The 16,583-nt window shown below is 62.5% G+C and carries 15 protein-coding genes; 7 read left to right on the forward strand and 8 right to left on the reverse strand.

What is annotated here, in order from left to right:
- Positions 1-29: 29 nt before the first annotated feature.
- Both htpG and FJ930_RS15925 read right to left on the reverse strand, forming a co-directional pair.
- Positions 30-1,916, reverse strand: a complete 1,887-nt coding sequence (htpG, locus tag FJ930_RS15920; RefSeq protein WP_141838904.1) for a molecular chaperone HtpG — start codon at positions 1,914-1,916, stop codon at positions 30-32.
- 230 nt (positions 1,917-2,146) lie between these two features.
- Positions 2,147-3,013 carry a hypothetical protein gene (locus FJ930_RS15925; RefSeq protein ID WP_246676929.1) on the reverse strand — a complete coding sequence of 289 codons (867 nt, stop codon included), beginning with the start codon at positions 3,011-3,013 and terminating at the stop codon, positions 2,147-2,149.
- 608 nt (positions 3,014-3,621) lie between these two features.
- Between FJ930_RS15925 and FJ930_RS15930 the strand changes: the two genes are divergently transcribed.
- Positions 3,622-3,915, forward strand: coding sequence for a hypothetical protein (locus FJ930_RS15930; RefSeq protein ID WP_141838908.1), 294 nt, complete (start codon positions 3,622-3,624; stop codon positions 3,913-3,915).
- Positions 3,916-4,054: 139 nt separating this feature from the next.
- On the opposite strand, the gene FJ930_RS15935 is transcribed toward FJ930_RS15930, so the two are convergent.
- On the reverse strand, positions 4,055-4,543 hold the full coding sequence (locus FJ930_RS15935; protein ID WP_141838910.1) for a hypothetical protein: 489 nt from the start codon (positions 4,541-4,543) through the stop codon (positions 4,055-4,057).
- A 188-nt stretch (positions 4,544-4,731) separates the two neighbouring features.
- Complete coding sequence (locus FJ930_RS15940) at positions 4,732-5,751, reverse strand: NAD-dependent epimerase (RefSeq protein WP_141838912.1); 1,020 nt, start codon at positions 5,749-5,751, stop codon at positions 4,732-4,734.
- A gap of 324 nt (positions 5,752-6,075) precedes the next feature.
- Here FJ930_RS15940 and FJ930_RS15945 point away from each other — a divergent pair, with 324 nt between their 5' ends.
- The 4 genes from FJ930_RS15945 (at position 6,076) to FJ930_RS15965 (ending at position 9,058) form a co-directional block, all read left to right on the forward strand.
- Positions 6,076-6,756, forward strand: a complete 681-nt coding sequence (locus tag FJ930_RS15945) for a DUF1236 domain-containing protein (protein WP_141838915.1) — start codon at positions 6,076-6,078, stop codon at positions 6,754-6,756.
- Positions 6,757-7,207: 451 nt separating this feature from the next.
- Positions 7,208-7,624: a hypothetical protein gene (locus FJ930_RS15950; protein ID WP_348642197.1), complete on the forward strand. Its 417-nt coding sequence runs from the start codon at positions 7,208-7,210 to the stop codon at positions 7,622-7,624.
- A 142-nt stretch (positions 7,625-7,766) separates the two neighbouring features.
- Positions 7,767-7,988, forward strand: coding sequence for a hypothetical protein (locus tag FJ930_RS15955; RefSeq protein WP_246676930.1), 222 nt, complete (start codon positions 7,767-7,769; stop codon positions 7,986-7,988).
- A 554-nt stretch (positions 7,989-8,542) separates the two neighbouring features.
- A complete protein-coding gene (locus FJ930_RS15965) occupies positions 8,543-9,058 on the forward strand; it encodes a GNAT family protein (protein WP_141838917.1) in 516 nt (171 codons plus the stop codon).
- Here FJ930_RS15965 and FJ930_RS15970 read toward each other — a convergent pair.
- Together FJ930_RS15970 and FJ930_RS15975 are read right to left on the reverse strand one after the other, a co-directional pair.
- Positions 9,055-9,720, reverse strand: a complete 666-nt coding sequence (locus tag FJ930_RS15970) for an outer membrane beta-barrel protein (protein WP_141838919.1) — start codon at positions 9,718-9,720, stop codon at positions 9,055-9,057. The two genes, FJ930_RS15965 and FJ930_RS15970, sit on opposite strands and share 4 nt — an antisense overlap.
- Before the next feature lie 353 nt (positions 9,721-10,073).
- Complete coding sequence (locus FJ930_RS15975; RefSeq protein ID WP_141838921.1) at positions 10,074-11,051, reverse strand: nucleoside hydrolase; 978 nt, start codon at positions 11,049-11,051, stop codon at positions 10,074-10,076.
- 278 nt (positions 11,052-11,329) lie between these two features.
- Between FJ930_RS15975 and FJ930_RS15980 the strand changes: the two genes are divergently transcribed.
- Together FJ930_RS15980 and FJ930_RS30510 are read left to right on the forward strand one after the other, a co-directional pair.
- Positions 11,330-12,403, forward strand: coding sequence for a hypothetical protein (locus FJ930_RS15980; protein WP_141838923.1), 1,074 nt, complete (start codon positions 11,330-11,332; stop codon positions 12,401-12,403).
- A gap of 41 nt (positions 12,404-12,444) precedes the next feature.
- Positions 12,445-13,164, forward strand: coding sequence for a hypothetical protein (locus tag FJ930_RS30510; RefSeq protein WP_246676940.1), 720 nt, complete (start codon positions 12,445-12,447; stop codon positions 13,162-13,164).
- Positions 13,165-13,233: 69 nt separating this feature from the next.
- Here the strand turns inward: FJ930_RS30510 and FJ930_RS15990 are convergent, their stop codons facing one another.
- Together FJ930_RS15990 and FJ930_RS15995 are read right to left on the reverse strand one after the other, a co-directional pair.
- Positions 13,234-14,892, reverse strand: a complete 1,659-nt coding sequence (locus FJ930_RS15990) for an acyl-CoA synthetase (RefSeq protein WP_141838927.1) — start codon at positions 14,890-14,892, stop codon at positions 13,234-13,236.
- A 148-nt stretch (positions 14,893-15,040) separates the two neighbouring features.
- On the reverse strand, positions 15,041-16,318 hold the full coding sequence (locus FJ930_RS15995; protein ID WP_181763392.1) for a peptidoglycan-binding protein: 1,278 nt from the start codon (positions 16,316-16,318) through the stop codon (positions 15,041-15,043).
- Positions 16,319-16,583 lie beyond the last annotated feature (265 nt).

Raw genomic sequence — 16,583 nt, forward strand, 5'->3', positions numbered from 1 at the left:
TTGTCCTGTTCAAGCCATGAAGCGCCGCCTCAGCCCTTCGGCAGGCCGCGCTCGATCAGCCGGGCAAGGCGCTCCGAAAACGCCCTGGCGTCGGCCGGCTTGTCGCCGTCGAGCACGCGCGCCTCATCGTAGAGAAGATGGGCCGCATCGTCCTTGAAGGCCTGCTCGTCGTCGCCGAGGCTGGCCAGCGCCAGCACGCGTTCATGCCGCGGATTGATTTCGAGGATCGGCTTGGCGGCCTTGTCAAGGCGGCCGGCGGCGTTCATCAACCGCTCGAACTGCCGGTCGGGACCGTGCTCGGGGGCCACGAGGCAGACTGCACTTTCGGTCAGGCGGTCGGAGGCCTTGACGTCCGAGACGGCATCGCCAAGCGCCGTCTTGACGAAAGCCAGAAAGCCATCGACCTCAGGCGTCGCCGCCGTGTCGGGCTTCCTGGCCTCGTCGAGCAAGGGAATGTCCGAGAGCTCGGCCACGCCCTGCGTCACCGACTTGAACGGCTTGCCGTCGAATTCCGGCGTCATCGTCACCCAGAAACTGTCGACCGGGTCGGTGAGCAGCAGCACCTCGATGCCGCGCGCCTTGAAGCCTTCGAGCTGGGGCGAGGCTTCGAGCCGGGCACGGTCGTCGCCGGCCATGAAGAAGATCGCCTTCTGGCCTTCTTTCATCGCCGCGACATAGTCGGCAAGGCCGCGCCAGCCTTCGCCCGATGCGGTCGAGCGGAAGCGGGCAAGCTTCAGCAATTGCTCGCGCCGCTCGTAATCCTCGTAAAGCCCTTCCTTGAGGACGACGCCGAAATTGTCCCAGATCTTGGCGAAGGTTTCGGCCTCGTTTTCCGCCAGCTTGGCGAGGTCGCCGAGCACGCGGTTGGTCAGGCCCTTGCGGATCGCGGCGAGCAGCGGGCTTTCCTGGATCATCTCGCGCGAGACGTTGAGCGGCAGGTCGGCGGAATCGACCAGCCCGCGCACGAAGCGCAGGTAACGTGGCAACAGATCGGCGTCATCGGTGATGAAGACGCGGCGCACATAAAGCTTCATGCGGCCCTTGCGGTCCTGGTCGAAGAGATCGAATGGGCGCGAGCCGGGCACGAAGGCGAGCACCGAGTATTCCTGCCGGCCTTCGGCGCGGAAGTGGATGGTGGCGGCGGGCTCGTCATACTGGCCGGCGACGCCGCGGTAGAAGTCGGTGTATTCCTCGGGCTTGATCTCGCCTTTCGGTTTAACCCAGAGCGCGGTGCCGTCGGCGATGTCGCGCGCCTCGGCGCCGGGTTTTTCGACCAGCGTGATCGGCACCGGCACATGGCCCGACTGCGACTTGGCCAGTTGCTCGAGCCGGTAGGACCCGGTGTAGGACACGGCATCGTCCATGAGATGCAGCATGACGCGGGTGCCGCGCCTGGGTGCTGCTTCAAGAGGGGCCGGGGCGATCTCGTAGGAACCCTTGCCGTCGGACGACCAGCGCCAGGCCTCCTCGCTTCCCGCCAGCCGGCTGATGACGTCGACCCGGTCGGCCACCATGAAGGCGGAATAGAAGCCGACGCCGAACTGGCCGATGAGCTGCGTGTCCTCGGTGCCGGAGCCGACGCGCTCGATGAAGGCGCGCGTGCCCGAGCGGGCGATGGTGCCCAGCGCCTCGGCCATGTCGTCGCGGCTCATGCCGATGCCGTTATCCTCGACGGTGATCCGCTTGTTGTCCGCATCGGCCGAGATCGAGATGCGCGGCTTGGGATCGTCGGCCAGCAATTCGGGATGGCTGACGGCCTCGAAGCGCAGCTTCTCGCAGGCGTCGGCGGCGTTGGAAATCAACTCGCGCAGGAAGACGTCCTTATCGGAATAGACCGAGTGCACCATCATGTGCAGCAGCCGCGAGACATCCGCCTCGAACGCCCTGGTTTCCGTCGCTTTGGTATCCGTCGTCATTTCAAGATTCCCACATAGTCGTTCTGCCCGCCGCGCCATGCACGTTCCGGGATCATCCTTCAACCATTTTCAATTGCGCCGGCAACCGCGTTCAACAGGGGCCAGCGCGACCGACAATATCGTGACGTGGTTCGAAGGCGACAAGGGGTAAGGTGGGCGCGGCGTTGGAACTGCCGATCTCCCGCCTTGTGGGAGATTGGCAGCTTCGCCGCCGGCGCTCGTCCTGCGCCCTACTTGCCCGCCATGTGGTCGGCAAGCGACTGCGCCTGGCTGAGCAGCGCGGGGAAGGCCGGGTCGCCGGGCAGCTTGTCGCCCATGCATTTGCGATAGTCGCCGTCGCCTTTTTCCCAGGCGGCGTTGGCGGTGTCATAGAGCTTTTCGTCCTTGGTCTCGGAAGCCTGGGCGGCCAGTTTCTGGGCGGCTTCGTCCGCGGACGTCCACAAGGCCTCGCAGGCCGCGATCCTGGGAACAGGCGGCGTGGCGGGCGCCGAAGCGATCATGACGCTGTTGCCCTTGACGAGCGTGACGACGACCTGCTGCTCGTGGATCGGCCCGACATCCTGTGTCCAGCCGCCGAGCCGCGCCATGGCGATGTCGGCGCCTTCGGGCTTTTTCAGCGGAAAGTCGAGCGTTCCCATGAAGGCGGCGTCGCTGTTGATCGCCTGGGTGTAGAAGGCATCGAGCTTCAGCGCCTCATCGACGCTGGTGGGCAGTTTGAGACCCTCGTCGGTCTCGGCGGCCCGGGCCTGGAGCCAGCGATCCAGCAGCCCCCGCGTCGTGGCCACGAGGCTCGGGCCATCGCCGCTCTGGGTATATCTCAGCCCGTCGAGCATGCCGTATCCGACATCGGAGTCGCTCAGGCTTTCCAGATTGATGGTGCCATTTGCCGGGAAATCCTTGACCGCCAAGGGGCCGAGAAGGGCGGACAGGCGCCCTTCGAGGTCGGCCCGCGCCTTGGCATCGGCGGCATCGAGGGTTTCCACGGGTGCATTCGACTTGTTCAGCTCGGTGATGGCCGCGATCGCCTTGTCGCGCGCGGCGATATAGTCGTCCTCGGGCGACGCCGCGAAAGCGGCAGTGCTCGCGAGGGCAAACATGACCGTCCAGACCAAGCGCATGACAGAACCTTTCTTCCGATCAACAGGCCTGGCAGCCATCGGGCAGCTTTGCGGCGATTATCTGGCGGAGGGGCGCGAATGAGGCAGCAGCCAACGGACCAGCTAATCCGGTTGGCAAGGCGCGGCTAGCCGGGCCGAAAGGGCTGTCGGCAAAAGCATCGATTAGCCGGCTTACTGTTCGCCGGGTCGGCGGCGTGACGGTGGCGAAGCTTATGGCCGAGATGCTTTGAAGCTGTTTCGATAGCGCGCAGTATTGCGCCTACGCCGTATCAGCGCACGATCCAGAGGCCAGTTGGCTGAACAGGCAGGAATTATTTCGTTCGAACAAGGTTTGTGCTGTCGAGTGCTCATTCACCGTGTGAACGAGCGGAGCCTGTCCCGGCCAAGCCGGGGCGGGCTTTGTGTTTGGAACCTGCCGGCAGACGAGACGCCGCCGAGGATTGCGGTCGGCGCGGTGCTGGGAAATCCGCACGAAATCGCCCTGCTTGGGAAGGCGGTCTCGAATCTCAGTCCGCAGCGGCCGGGACGGATTGCGGAACGAGGCGCCAGAATCCGCGTTATTCAAGACCGAACTAATGGAGGTAACCGTGAGAAAACTGATACTCTCATCCGTGCTCGCGCTTGCTGCCACAGCCGTTGTGACGTCACCGACCAAGGCGCAATTTCTCTTCCCACCCTTCGGCGGCTATTTTGGTGGCTTCGGAGGGATGCCGTTCGCCTACCGCCCGTATTACAACCCGTATTACGGTCCGTATTACGGCGATCCGTACTACCAGCCTTACCGGCCGTACTTCGGCTACCGGCACAGGTATTACCACCGGTACTACTACCCGCACCGTTATTACCACCACAGGCGCCATCACAGGCACCACCAGCGGTAGCTATCGGTGTGCCAGCGTTGGCCCTCGGCGGAACGACCAATCGCTGGTGCTTATCGTGAGATAACGGCACTTATCGCCCAGGAGCCAAGCTTGCCTGCTCCGCGGCGGCCGGTGTTCGCCCCGGGATGCCGTCTTCCGCTCATCCGGCAGCTTTGATCAGCCGATCCAGTACGGGGAAATCCTCCAAGTCCCGGTAGGGCGTCAAATCGAGGTCGCGAGGGACGGCTCGCACCTTTTCCTCATCAATCGACTTTTCGTTGCGCTTCATCAAGGCTTGGTAGGCTCGCCATGAGACACCGGCCGCGCGAACGGCGTCCCGCTCGGTCCGCAGCGCTATCTGGTGGGCATGCAGATAGTGAAGGCGCAATTGGTCAAGGAGGGATTTCTCGACGATTTCATGTGTGACCAAAAAGGGTGCAAGCTCTACTGGCTGACCTTGCCAAGTCATGGTTCGCGGCAAGTGGCGGTCGATATAGACGGTTCGCCCGTCCTCGCTATAACCGGCGAGGTAAGGGATATCGAACCGGCGGTTCACCTCGATGCGTCGCTGCAAAGCCAGCACGACTTCCGCAAGGACGGCGTTGCTCACATCTTCGGATTTGTGACGGGCTTCATCCTCGAGCTTCATCGCGAGCATCCCAAAAGCAAACGTGCCGGTCCATCAACGAGGGCTTTCCCGCGTTGTTCCGTGCGATCGTGGCCTGAACCGGACCGGGAAGCAGGGAATGCCGGAGCAGGTGTCTCGTGCGAATCCGAAGCAACCTCAGCGAAGGCGAGAGAGAGCGGCTTCACCGTTGCGAGCGAACTGGCAGCGCCTCATACCCGATAGAATTCGCGATACCAGTCCACGAAACGCGGAACGCCGATCTCGATCGAGATATTCGGCTTGAAACCGGTCGCCTCCTCGAGCGAGCTGACATCGGCGAAAGTTGCCGGGACGTCGCCCGGCTGGATCGGCATCAGGTTGCGAATGGCTTTGCGCCCGAGTGCGTCTTCCAGCACATCGATCAACCGGCTCAACTGAACGGGCGTATTGCCGCCGATGTTGTGGATCCTGAACGGCGCGTTGCTGGTCGCCGGATCCGGCGCGGCACTTGTCCATTCCGGATTGGCCGTCGCGGGCTGCCGCATCACGCGGACAATGCCTTCGACAATGTCGTCGATATAGGTGAAGTCCCGCTGCATGTTGCCATGGTTGAAGACGTCGATCGGCTCACCGGCCAGGATGGCCTTGGCGAAGATGAACAGCGCCATGTCGGGCCGCCCCCACGGACCGTACACGGTGAAGAAGCGCAGGCCTGTCGTCGGCACCGCGAACAGGTGGCTGTAGGTGTGCGCCATCAGCTCGTTTGCCTTCTTGCTTGCCGCATAGAGGCTGAACGGATGATCGGCCGGATCGTGCACGGAGAACGGCATGCGCGTGCTGCCGCCGTAGATCGAGCTCGACGATGCATAGACCAGATGGCCGACCGAGGCGTGCCGGCATCCTTCCAGGATGTTGAGGAAACCGCTGAGATTGCTTTCCGCATAGGCGTGCGGATTGGTCAGCGAATAGCGCACGCCGGCCTGCGCCGCGAGATTGACGACGATCTCCGGCGCGGTTGACTGAAACAGCGCCGAAATACGGTCTCGTTCGGTGAGATCGACATGCTCGAAACGAAAATTCGGGAATGCTTTCAACCGGTCGAGCCGGGCCTGTTTCAGGGCGACGTCATAATATTCATTCATGGAATCGAGGCCGACAACCTGCCGGCCTTCGGCAAGCAGCCTCTGACTGAGATGGAAACCTATGAAACCGGCCGCGCCGGTGATCAGAACAGGCCTGCTTGATGTCACGGCGTATCCCCAGCTTTCGTTTCAGGCCGAGCCTCACAGACTCCAATATTCTATCTCGCCAGGAATTTCATCCGGCTTGATGGCAGGCTTGATGTCGAACAGCGTTCCACCCGGCCCGATCGTCTGAAAGATATGGACCTATCGCCCTCCAGATCATGCTTGTGGAGTCCCGCCAGAACAAGCCCCTGCAAATCGCACGAACGGCAGGATCGTTTGGCCATGATCGCACCGGTCGCTTTTAGTATCGCCTCCTGACCCGGGGAACCATCCCTTTTTGGAGAAGTTTTACCCATTGAAGGGCGAACCTTTCAAAGGAGATTACCTATGAAACATGTTCTCATCACCAGCATGCTCGCGATCGGACTCGGCTGTGGCACGGCAATGGCCCAGACGCAGCAGCCGGCCGACAACCAATCAGGGGCGGACACGAACTGCACCTCCGGAACGGCTAACTGTAAGCCCGGCTCGAAAATGAACGGCCAGGCCCAGGACAAGTCCACTACCAAAACGGACCAGCAGGCCCAGGGCAAGGCAAAGGCCCAGACCGATCAGCAGGCGCAGGGCAAGGCCGGCACCAATACGGACCAGCAGGCCCAGGGCAAGGCCAAGGTCCAGACCGACCAGCAGGCGCAGGGCAAGGCCGGCACCAGCACGGACCAGCAGGCCCAGGGCAAGACCAAGGTCCAGACCGATCAGCAGGCGCAGGGCAAAGCCTCCACCCAGGACAAGACTTCGACCGCCTCGATCAACAATGTGACGGTTGAACAGAAAACCGAGATCACGCAGGTGATCAAGGAGACGAAGGTCCAGCCCGTAGCCAATGTCGATTTCGACGTTTCCGTGGGCGTGGAAATTCCGCGGCACAAGATCAGATTGCACCGCTTGCCTGCTCGCATCGTCAAGATCGTGCCGGCCTACGAATCCTACGAATATTTCGTGCTCGCCGACGGGCGGATCGTGATCGTCGATCCGGATTCACTCAAGATCGTTCTCATTTTGACCTGATGCATGTCGCGCAAAAGTGACCTCGGTCGAGAACGACAGGCATAAAAACAAGACCCCAAAGCGCGTCGCCTGAACCGGTTTCGAGGCGACGCGCTTTAGAGCCATGAAAGGATATGGCCCGCCTTGCCATTTTGGCGGGGCGGGCCAAGCATATTCGGCCGGGAGGGACGATCGGCGCCATCGGCAAGCAAAAAGCAAGTCCTGCAGCGGCGGCAGTCAGTCACGCCGGCGGGGAGCCAAATGGCTGGCTCTCTATTGCAGAAGAGCCCGCGCTGAGCGTCGGCCATTCGTTTTAGCGCTTAAGTGGAACGCATGGAAAAGCCCCGCCGACCGGGAGTCAAGCGGGGCCCTTGGAGCAATCCGCAAGGGACTGGCTGCGGGATTACTCGGTGATCCGGTAGGATCATCTTCAATATGGTCTTTTGGACAAGGTGCCGCATCGGTCAAATAGATGAAGCGGACCACCTATTGTGCGGCGAGACCGGCGGAGAAGGCCTCTCACCGACATCTCTCAGTCAAACCGGAACAAAAGCGTTTGGCCGGTGTTTACCGGGTGAAGGGCATCTTGGTTTTTGGAGAATTCAAAATGAAAATCATGATCTTGGGAGCTCTGGCGCTGTGCTTGGCCGCGCCTGCGGTGGCTTCGGCGCAAGACGCCGTCGTCATCAACAGGTATCACCATCATCATCGCGCCAATGTGGTCATCAACGAGGACGGCCAGCGCCTGCATCACCGCCACCATGGCCAGATCGCATTCTACGATCACGGCCGCCGGCACTATCGGCACGACAATGTGGTCGTGACAGCGTCCGTATCGCACCGCCATCACCGTCATCATCACGTCGTGATCGAAAACGGCGGCTACTGATCTGGAGTCAAGTTGCCCCGGCTCCGCGATCTCGACGGAGCCGGGCAACGTGGTGGCGCAGCCGCGCCGGCTGGAACAAAAGCACTGGGGAGAGGTTAACGATCGAAGGGACCGCAACGGATGCGGAACAATGATAGAACTTATGAATCTGGAACTGGCGCGGGCAAGGCAGCGGGTCAAACGGGCTGAGCTGGCCCTGTCGCGGGCCAAGGAATTGATGGATGAAGACTGTGGTGTCGGCATCAATATCGCGCTGTGCAGCCGGATCAGGTCCGCGCAGCAATATGTGGCCCAAGCCAGGGCCCGCTTGACGAAGATCAAACCGCCTGCTGCCAATTCTGAGGGCGCCGACAGCCGGGTCTAGGCGCATCTCCCTGAGCCACGCTGCGCCTGAGCCATGTCGGGTTGGGTGACGGCGTTCGGCTTTTCGCGATTTCCTTGGATACAAGGGCTTGGTGTCTCCACCCCCCGATTGGGCGCCTCGTACGAGCCAGGGCGTCCATCGACGCGTCCGTCGACCCGGGGCGTCAATTCATCGACAGGGATGATCATCTCGGACTTTGCTGTCTGCGGGGCATTGTGGCACAGCCATTGGTGAAGAAAGTTGAGCCCGCGCGCTGGCGCCGCCCCTGAAAATGGCGGGCGGAGCGGGCGTTCATTCAGGGGGATTGCCTGTCTATGACGGCTCTGCCATCCATGGGCGAGCCCTTTGTGTCAGGTTTGAAATGAGTACTGCAGATGCCTAAGATGCCTCACCCCGGACAGCGCGTAGGCCTGCCGCCACTGACCGCTGCTCCTCGACCGATAATGGTTGACCGAGCCGGCGAGCACTGTCGGATCCGAACCCTCCAACAGGGTGAAGTGAATGAGCGGTTCACACGCTGGCTTGGCGACCCAGCCGTAGCCGCCGGGTTGAACATGCCCGGCGCGACCATGGGTCTTGATTCGTTTCGTTCCTACGTCGGCAGCTTCGACAACATATGGCGTAACCTGCTGGCGATCCGCATGCTCGACGACGAGCCGATCGGCTTGATCATGACCGAGATCGATCCACGCCATCGCATTGGGTCGCTGCATCTGATCGTCGGCGATGAGGCTCAACGGCGGCTCCAGACTTCGTTCGAAGCAACCCGCCTCGCCATCTGGCATATGTTCGTTGAGCGCAAATTGGAAAAGCTGACGTTCGAGCCGCTGGCCCGCAATCATGCGGCTGTGATGGCTTGCCGGCTTGGAATGCTGCGTCTGGAGGGGACACTGTTGTCCCACCGGCTCGACGCAAAAACGGGCGAACGCCTGGATCAGCTCATCTTTGCCTTGACCCTGGACGAGTTCAAAAAACGTGTCCGAGCTGTCCCGACCCTTCCAGTCTTTGAGGGGCCGGGATTGTCGCGCCACTTCGTGCGCGATACGGCAAGATCGTTTGGGCGCAGCTAGAAGTGGTATGAAATTCCGAAATTCAAAGTGCCAAACGATGGCTTGAACGTCACCTGGTCGGCGCCATTGCCTCCGACATGGACGTCGCTGAACAAATAGTGGACATATTCTGTCTTCAACGACCATTGCGGCGCGAACGCGTACTCGACACCTGCACCAAAGGCACCGCCGACTTTGGTCTTGTTAACGTCATCGGTCCCCCCGAAAACGCCGGTTGCTGACGAGGAAGCCGCTATGCGGGCAACGGCAACGCCGCCGGTGCCGTACAGCAAAAACTGATCCGACGCCAGGAAGCCTGCCCGTGCGCGTGCGGACGCCACCCAGGTCACATCGTAATTGTAGGAATGCGTCTTTCCCCCGAAAATCGGGTCGGTGACGATATGTGACGAATTCTGATCGTGAAAGCCGAGGAAATCCAGATTTGCGACGCCACCGTAAACGAACTGGCCAGCCTGCCAATCGTGGCCAGCATAGACGCCACCTATGAATGCCGTGTCGTCGAAATCAGAGCCACTCGCCGACGGGGAACCATCAAAGCCTGGGCGCGAAAACCCGGCCCCCAGTTCCGCGCCGACATAAGACCCCTGCCAGTGACCATCCTGAGCATTGGCGGGTAAAGCCAGAGCGGACAGAGCAACCGACGCGTAGAAAATCTTGATCATGAATCACCCCGACCCGTTGGTTCAACCATATCCCACATGGTATTGAAATGCTGTTGTAATGTCGTCACAGTCGCTTCCCGATTTGGCTGACCTATCGCGATCCTGAGGCATAAGACCCTGCCCAACGCATTCGCGATATTTGCGTGTCATCCCGTTGTAAGGGGGGACCGCCGCCACCATGACCGCAGTGGCAAGCCAGCCACAATCTCGACGTCTACGGCCCTATAGCCGCGCGCATGGGAGATGCATCGCCTGAAGCGGTCGCTCGGACGGGACCAAGCCAAGTCGGCCGCTTCGCTGGGCTGCCCCGGTTCACAACCAGCCGCGTCCTGTTCGTTCGGACAGCGCTTGAATTACGCCTTCTTCTGGCTGGTGAGCCGCTCGAGCGCATCGACGATCAGATCACAAAACTTCGCATGGTCGAGCTTCATCGCTACGGTGTGGCGGAAGTCGATCTGCTCGCTCGCCGTGCCGCCGAAATGGTGCATGCCACCCATCTTCTCGAAATTGCAGACCGTCATGCCCTTGGTCCACCGTCCGGCAATTTCGACGCGGATGTCGGCCTTCTCGGTGGTGAAGACGCTTCCGTCGATCATGGCCGCGACGCAGCATGCGTCGTGGACGGCGGGATACTCGATTTGCAGCAGGCCGCCATGCGTGGTCGCAACGAACTCCCAGATGTCGAGGATGAACCTGGCGATCGGGCCGCCGACGGCGCGCACCCTGTCCTGCAGCTCCGGGGTGGCCAGCGCCTGGTGCGTGAGGTCGAGCCCCACCATGGTGACGTCCCAACCGGCGCGGAACACCACGTCGGCGGCCTCCGGGTCGCCATAGACGTTGAACTCCGCCGCGGGCGTGATGTTGCCGCGCGTGTAGCTTCCGCCCATCGCGACCACCCGTTTCACCCGCTCGACGATGCGCGGGTCCTTGCGGACGGCTAAGGCGATGTTGGTGTAGGGGCCGACCGGGACAAGCGTGATCGTCTTCGGCTCATGCGCCATGACCGTGTCGATGATGAAGTCGACGGCATGCCGCTTGTCGAGCTCGAACGAGGCAGGCGGCAGCACTGGGCCATCGAGCCCGGTATCGCCGTGGATCTCGACCGCCAGCACCTGATCGATGATCAAAGGGCCGGGGGAGCCCTTCGCCACCGGCACCTTGATGCCATAGGCGGTGCACACGGAAAGCGCGTTGCGCGTGGTGTTCTCGACATTGTGGTTGCCCGAAACCGTCGTGATGCCGAGGAGATCGATCTTCGGATTGCCCGCCGCCAGCAGGATGGCGATGGCGTCATCATGCCCGGGGTCGCAGTCCAGGATGATCTTCTCCATGGTGGCACCTCTCTTGTCGGCGGATTCTGTTCGAACAAGAGACTGCCGCGTCCATGCAGTCAAGGTTGCGGTGCCCGAGCGACACAGGGCCACCCGCTCCCTGGGCAGGGCTGTCGCACGATCGCAATGATGGGACGGCGAAACGCTCTTCCTTCGTTCGAATGACAACAAGCAAGGGATTAGAAGGTAGCGTCCAGGCGGAGCGGCATAGAGTGCCCCTGATCGAACCAAGTGGAGAATAGAATCGCGGTGAGGGTCGCGATAGGTGGGATCAAGTGATGATTGATTTGCCGGGTACCAGATCAAAATCTCCAAGCAGTGACTTCACCTTTATCAAAAGACGACCTTTGATTTTAAGTCATGGGACATCTGGCAGGAGAAACGCCATGCTGTCCCTCGTTCCTTCAATCCTCATTCTGCTGTTGGCGTCCCCGGCCAACAGTCAACTGGCGCCCGAAGCGTCAGCGGTTGCCGCAACCAATGGCCACTCGCCGGTCGTGGTTTCCGACCACGCCGATATCGCGAAAGAACCGGACAAGGTGCCGCCCGGCCAGGATGAGGAGGCCTTGCGCCGCGAATTGGCCGCGGCGCGAGCCGAACTGGCCAGGCAAGCGCAGGTCCTGAAAGAGCAGCGGCAAACGGACGAAGCGCTCACGCTCAATCTCGAGACGGCGCAGCGTGTCATCGAAAACTTCAGGGCCGAAGCCAGTCTCTGGGACAGCGAGAAAGGCGCCATGGCTGAAGCGCACCCCGCGAGCGAAGCCTCTCAGGCCGCCGCGACGCGAGCGCTTGATGACGAGCGCCATAAGGCAGAGCTCCTGGAACAAGAACTCACCACGGCTCGCCAAACGATCGATGCCCTCAAGACAGGCGCAAATCTGGCCGCGCAGGAGCGGGCCAAGGCCGTGAAGGCCCGACAGCTGGCCGATGCCGCTTCGAACCAAGCGGGACAAGCACTCAAACTGGAACGTGAACGAGCCGATGCAGCCATGCGTGACCTTGAGAGTGCTCGCAAGGAAGGCGATGCCTTGAAGCAGAGCTCGATGGAATTGAATGCGGCGTTGGAGCAAGAGCGTGAAAGGGCCAACGGTTTAGCCCGCAGCCTCAGTGCCGCGCGTGAGGAAATCGATGTCGCGAGGGATAGGCGTCGGAGCGCGGCCGTTGAGCGCGCGCCCAAGGCACGTACCGCCACGAGTGCATTTGCAAGTTCATCGTCGCGTTCGGGCGCAGCCCGTAACCCGGGCTTGCCGAAAAAACAGAAAGTGAAGGGTCCAAAGCCGCCGCAAACGGTGGTGCTGGCAACCATTGCCCTTCCCGTTGCATTGCTCCCAACCCGACCACCCGCGCAGTGAAAGACAAGCGAACGACATGCATCCCGCAGGGGAGGATGATGATAAAAGAGTACTTCGCAGCCGCGTTGGCGATCGGTATCGCAATTGGGCCCGCCTCGGCTCTCGATGCAGGTACAGGCGGTAAGGTTGGCGGCCTGGGGGTCGGCGCTGGAGTGAGCGTCGGTTCGCAAGGCGGATCCGTGGGGGTCGGCACAAACGTGGACGGTGCAGGCGGAGCAAATGTCGGGGCGTCGGTCGGCGTCGGTAACGGGTCACCCGCCGCAGGCGTTGGTGCCAGCGGCAACGTTGGCAACACAAGCGGAAGCCCTTCGACGGGTATCGGCCTCGGCAACGCCCCGTCCGTCGAAAACGGTTCGGCGACCGCTCCCGGCAAGCCGGCCGCTGCCACGACAGCCACTGCCTCCGCCAAGGCCGCCAGGCAATCGAATTTCCTGCCGCCCATCCTCAGGCCTTCCAAAGCCGGCGAGGGCGACCCCAATCCGGGATATCCCCTTGGATCACCGGAACCCTTTACAGCGAAACCCGGCACGCCAACCGCGATCGCGCTAGCCTGCCGCGCGGCGATCATGTCCGCCGCGAAGCCGCTTGGCGCCGTGCGCGTCAATGCAGTCAGCGCGGGTGCCTTGCGCCACAGTGGGGGTGTACTCACGGCGCCGATCAAGGTGCGAATAGACTATGCAAGACAGGGCGGCATCGAAGTTCGGCAAGCGCGAGTCAGTTGTCGCCTCAATAAAGCGGGTAGGGTCACCGCGGTAACATAGCACCGAAGCTGAAAGAGGGCACGGCGCTTCGCCGACGTCGCTCGAGCTGGCCGGTATGAGCGGCCCGCTTCACCCTTTCCGCTTTTCGACCTCCGCCTTCCGCAGCAGGAACCGCTGGATCTTGCCGCTCGGGGTCTTCGGCAATTCGCTGACGAAATCGATCTCGCGCGGATAGGCGTGGGCGGAGAGCCGCTTGCGCACGTGCTGCGCCAGCTCCTCGGCGAGCTCGGGGCTGCCCTGATGGGCGGGCGCCAGGATGACGAAGGCCTTGACGATCTCGGTGCGCCGCGGGTCGGGCACGCCGACCACGGCCGCCTCGGTCACGGCGGGATGTTCGATCAGCGCGCTTTCGACATCGAAGGGGCCGATGCGGTAGCCGGACGAGGTGATGACGTCGTCGGCGCGGCCGATGAAGGAGACCGAGCCGTCCGGCTCGTATTCCACCGTGTCGCCGGTGCGGTAATAGCCGCCCGCGATGGCCGGCGTCTCGGCCTGGTGGTAGCCGCCGAACCAGCGCAGCGGCGAATTGGCGATGTCGACCGCGAGGATGCCGGGCTGGTTGGGGCCGAGTTCGCGGCCTTCGTCGTCCAGCACGACCATGCGGTAGCCCGGCATGGCAAAGCCGGCGGAGCCCGCGCGCACGGTGTGCGCGAGCCCATGATGGTTGTTGACCATCATGCCGTTCTCGGTCTGGCCGTAATGATCGTGGATGGGGGCGGCGAGATGGGCGTCGAACCAGCGGATCACTTCCGGGTTGAGCGGCTCGCCGGCGCTGCTCACCACGCGCAGCCGGCCCTTGACCCGGGCGGCCGCTTCCGGCCCTTCGGCGAGCAGCAGGCGGAAGGCGGTGGGTGAGCCGGCAAGGCTGGTGACGCCCAACCGCTCGATGATGTCGTAGGTGCTCCTGGCGTTGAAGGCGCCCTCGTAGAGGGTCGTCGCGATGCCAAGAAGCAGCGGGCCGGTGATGGCGTAATAAAGGCCATAGGCCCAGCCGGGATCGGCGATGTTCCAGAACACGTCGTCGGGGCGCAGCCCGATCGCGTCGCGCATATAGGCGCCGAAGGCGAGCAGGGCGCTGAGCGGCACCGGCACGCCCTTGGGCAAGCCTGTCGTTCCGGAAGTCGACATCATCATGAACAGGTCGCCGCCCTTGCGCATGACGGGTTCGCGGTCGGGAGAGGCGGTGGCGAGGGCGGCGCGGAAATCGATGTCGCCAGCGGGCAAGGCATCACCGGCACCGATGATGGTCGCGATGGGCGGGCAGGTCTCGATCTCGTCGAGCTTGCCGCGGTTGGCCGCATTGGTCACCACCAGTTTCGCCCCGCTGTAGCCGAGCCGGTGTTCGATCGCCTTCGGTCCGAAAGCGGTGAACAACGGCTGGTAGACGGCACCGATGCGCCAGGCGCCGAGGATGAGCGCCACCAGTTCGGGAATGCGCGGCAGCATGCCGGCGACGACATCGCCGGGGCCGACGCCCGATTGCCTGAGCAGGTTGCCGACACGGCCCGACATGTCGGCAAGGTCGTCGAAGCTGAATTCGCTCAGCTCGCCGCCTGCCGAGATCGCGCGCAGGGCCAGCCGGTTCTGGCCGATGTGGCGGCCGCAGCATTCGACATAGGCGTTGACGCCCATCGTCGGGTCACCATAGAGCGTGGCGATTTCGTCCTCGATGCGAAAGCGCTGAACGGCGTCCTCATAGCGCGGCAAGCCGGTTTCAGTCCTGGTCATGGCAATCCTCCCTGGCGGCGCCCCATCGCATGGCGCGCTGTCGCGGCGACAATGGCATCAGATGGCGCCGATGGGCAACGATCGACGCCTGTCCCTATCCTCTTTGTCGAGGGCGTCGGGCGGGAAGCGGCGGGGCTAAGACGGGTCCCTACTTCTTCAACGGAACGTCGAGCAGGGCGAGCGACATCCCTCCCAACAAATCGAACGCTCTTTGCATTTCGGCCGTCCCATCGTCCGTGGCTTTCACGCCGCCCGGATCGCGATTTGGCGACGGTGGCGCCACGGTCGTCATCAAGCCGATGCTTTTCGTGACTTCGATATAGCAGATGCCGTGCGAGACGCGGTCTCCGAAGTGCTGCACGCAACCGAAATCGACCACCCGTTTTTCTCCGTCCTTGGTCGTGAACGTCGCCTGCGACTTCCTGTCGAGATGGTCGGCGCCGCCTTCCTCGCGCGACCTCTTGTCGGCCATCGCCTCCATTTGCGCGAATACGTCCGATCCATCGACATGGTAGAGATCGACGACATCCGCTTCCGGACTGGCCGGATCGGTCACCGTCGCCGTGCACCTGATCTTGCTGTCGCCCGTCAGGCGGCCGCAGGTGAAAGTCCCCTGGAAACTGAAATTATTGCCCGTCTGGCCATTGATGTTGCCGACGCCTTCCGACAGGGCACCGTTCAGGGCCTCCTCGTTCACGCCGAATGCGTCGAGCGGGGAGGTCGGTATGTTCCGCGACGTCGATGACTGCACGGCCTCGGCGCGCGGCGCTGCCGTCTTTATGTGCCAGTCCGAAGTGTCGACATCGCGATTTCCCTCCAGGATGGCTGCCACGAGCGCGCCGGCGCCGCCGAGCTTGGCCGTCAGCTGGTCGAGCGTTTTCTCGTCGGGTTCGCCGGTAACCGGCAAGCCTGCTTGGCTTTGAAACGACTTCAACGCGCTCCTTGTATCCGATCCCGCGTGGGCATCGATCCGGCCCTTGTAGTAGCCCAGCCTGAGCAGCAGGACCTGCGCGAAAATCGTGCGGTCAAACAGCGCGTTGTCGTCCTGGCTGATGGACTGATTGCGCTCGGAGAAGGTGGTTTGCGTGTGGCACAAGCCTTTCACTGCGAAGGTGCATGCCAATTGGGCCTGAATGCGTGCATTGACCTCCATGGAGGCCTCACAGGCTATGCCATAGCCGCCATTGTCGCCCGTGGCGACCGCCCCCCATCCGCCCTGGCATTCCAAGGCCAACTGGCAATTTACGCCTTCTGCTCCCTTGCACTGCTCGAGCGCGCATTTGCGCGCGGCTTCCCTGCTTGTGTAGCCGGAGCACCAACCATAGGACTCATCATCGCCGAAGAACACCGCGCCGGCCGCCAGAGTGCTGCCGGCCGGCAAGAGACCAAGCAGAAGACAGCCAAGCATGAGGCAGAGGCGCTTCATCGCAGCCTCCGATTTGCGGCTCCGAACATCTTTCGCAGGCCGTGACGGCGGCAGCTGTATCCGGCGATGCCGCGGCCAAACGACCATCAATCTGCTCATGACGACCAGACCTGACCAGGTCCGCCTTTCGCGGCTTGGGTTTTCGGGCGAGCGTGTGTTTGCCTTGCCAGACATCATCTCACGGCCGCCGGCTCGCGTCCCCCTTCATAGTGATGAAGACCGCTGCATTTGCGGTGCCTCGCTGTCGGGTCGGTCGAAGCCGCGG

This window comes from Mesorhizobium sp. B2-4-15, assembly GCF_006658505.1.
GTDB lineage: Bacteria > Pseudomonadota > Alphaproteobacteria > Rhizobiales > Rhizobiaceae > Mesorhizobium.

Bases quoted from the DNA above. Each gene is read 5' to 3' on its own strand.
- htpG (WP_141838904.1), bottom strand. From the start codon at position 1,916: ATGACGACGGATACCAAAGCGACGGAAACCAGGGCGTTCGAGGCGGAT.
- FJ930_RS15925 (WP_246676929.1), bottom strand. From the start codon at position 3,013: ATGTTTGCCCTCGCGAGCACTGCCGCTTTCGCGGCGTCGCCCGAGGAC.
- FJ930_RS15935 (WP_141838910.1), bottom strand. From the start codon at position 4,543: ATGAAGCTCGAGGATGAAGCCCGTCACAAATCCGAAGATGTGAGCAAC.
- FJ930_RS15945 (WP_141838915.1), top strand. From the start codon at position 6,076: ATGAAACATGTTCTCATCACCAGCATGCTCGCGATCGGACTCGGCTGT.
- FJ930_RS15950 (WP_348642197.1), top strand. From the start codon at position 7,208: ATGAAGCGGACCACCTATTGTGCGGCGAGACCGGCGGAGAAGGCCTCT.
- FJ930_RS15955 (WP_246676930.1), top strand. From the start codon at position 7,767: ATGAATCTGGAACTGGCGCGGGCAAGGCAGCGGGTCAAACGGGCTGAG.
- FJ930_RS15965 (WP_141838917.1), top strand. From the start codon at position 8,543: ATGCCCGGCGCGACCATGGGTCTTGATTCGTTTCGTTCCTACGTCGGC.
- FJ930_RS15970 (WP_141838919.1), bottom strand. From the start codon at position 9,720: ATGATCAAGATTTTCTACGCGTCGGTTGCTCTGTCCGCTCTGGCTTTA.
- FJ930_RS15975 (WP_141838921.1), bottom strand. From the start codon at position 11,051: ATGGAGAAGATCATCCTGGACTGCGACCCCGGGCATGATGACGCCATC.
- FJ930_RS15980 (WP_141838923.1), top strand. From the start codon at position 11,330: ATGATTGATTTGCCGGGTACCAGATCAAAATCTCCAAGCAGTGACTTC.
- FJ930_RS15990 (WP_141838927.1), bottom strand. From the start codon at position 14,892: ATGACCAGGACTGAAACCGGCTTGCCGCGCTATGAGGACGCCGTTCAG.
- FJ930_RS15995 (WP_181763392.1), bottom strand. From the start codon at position 16,318: ATGAAGCGCCTCTGCCTCATGCTTGGCTGTCTTCTGCTTGGTCTCTTG.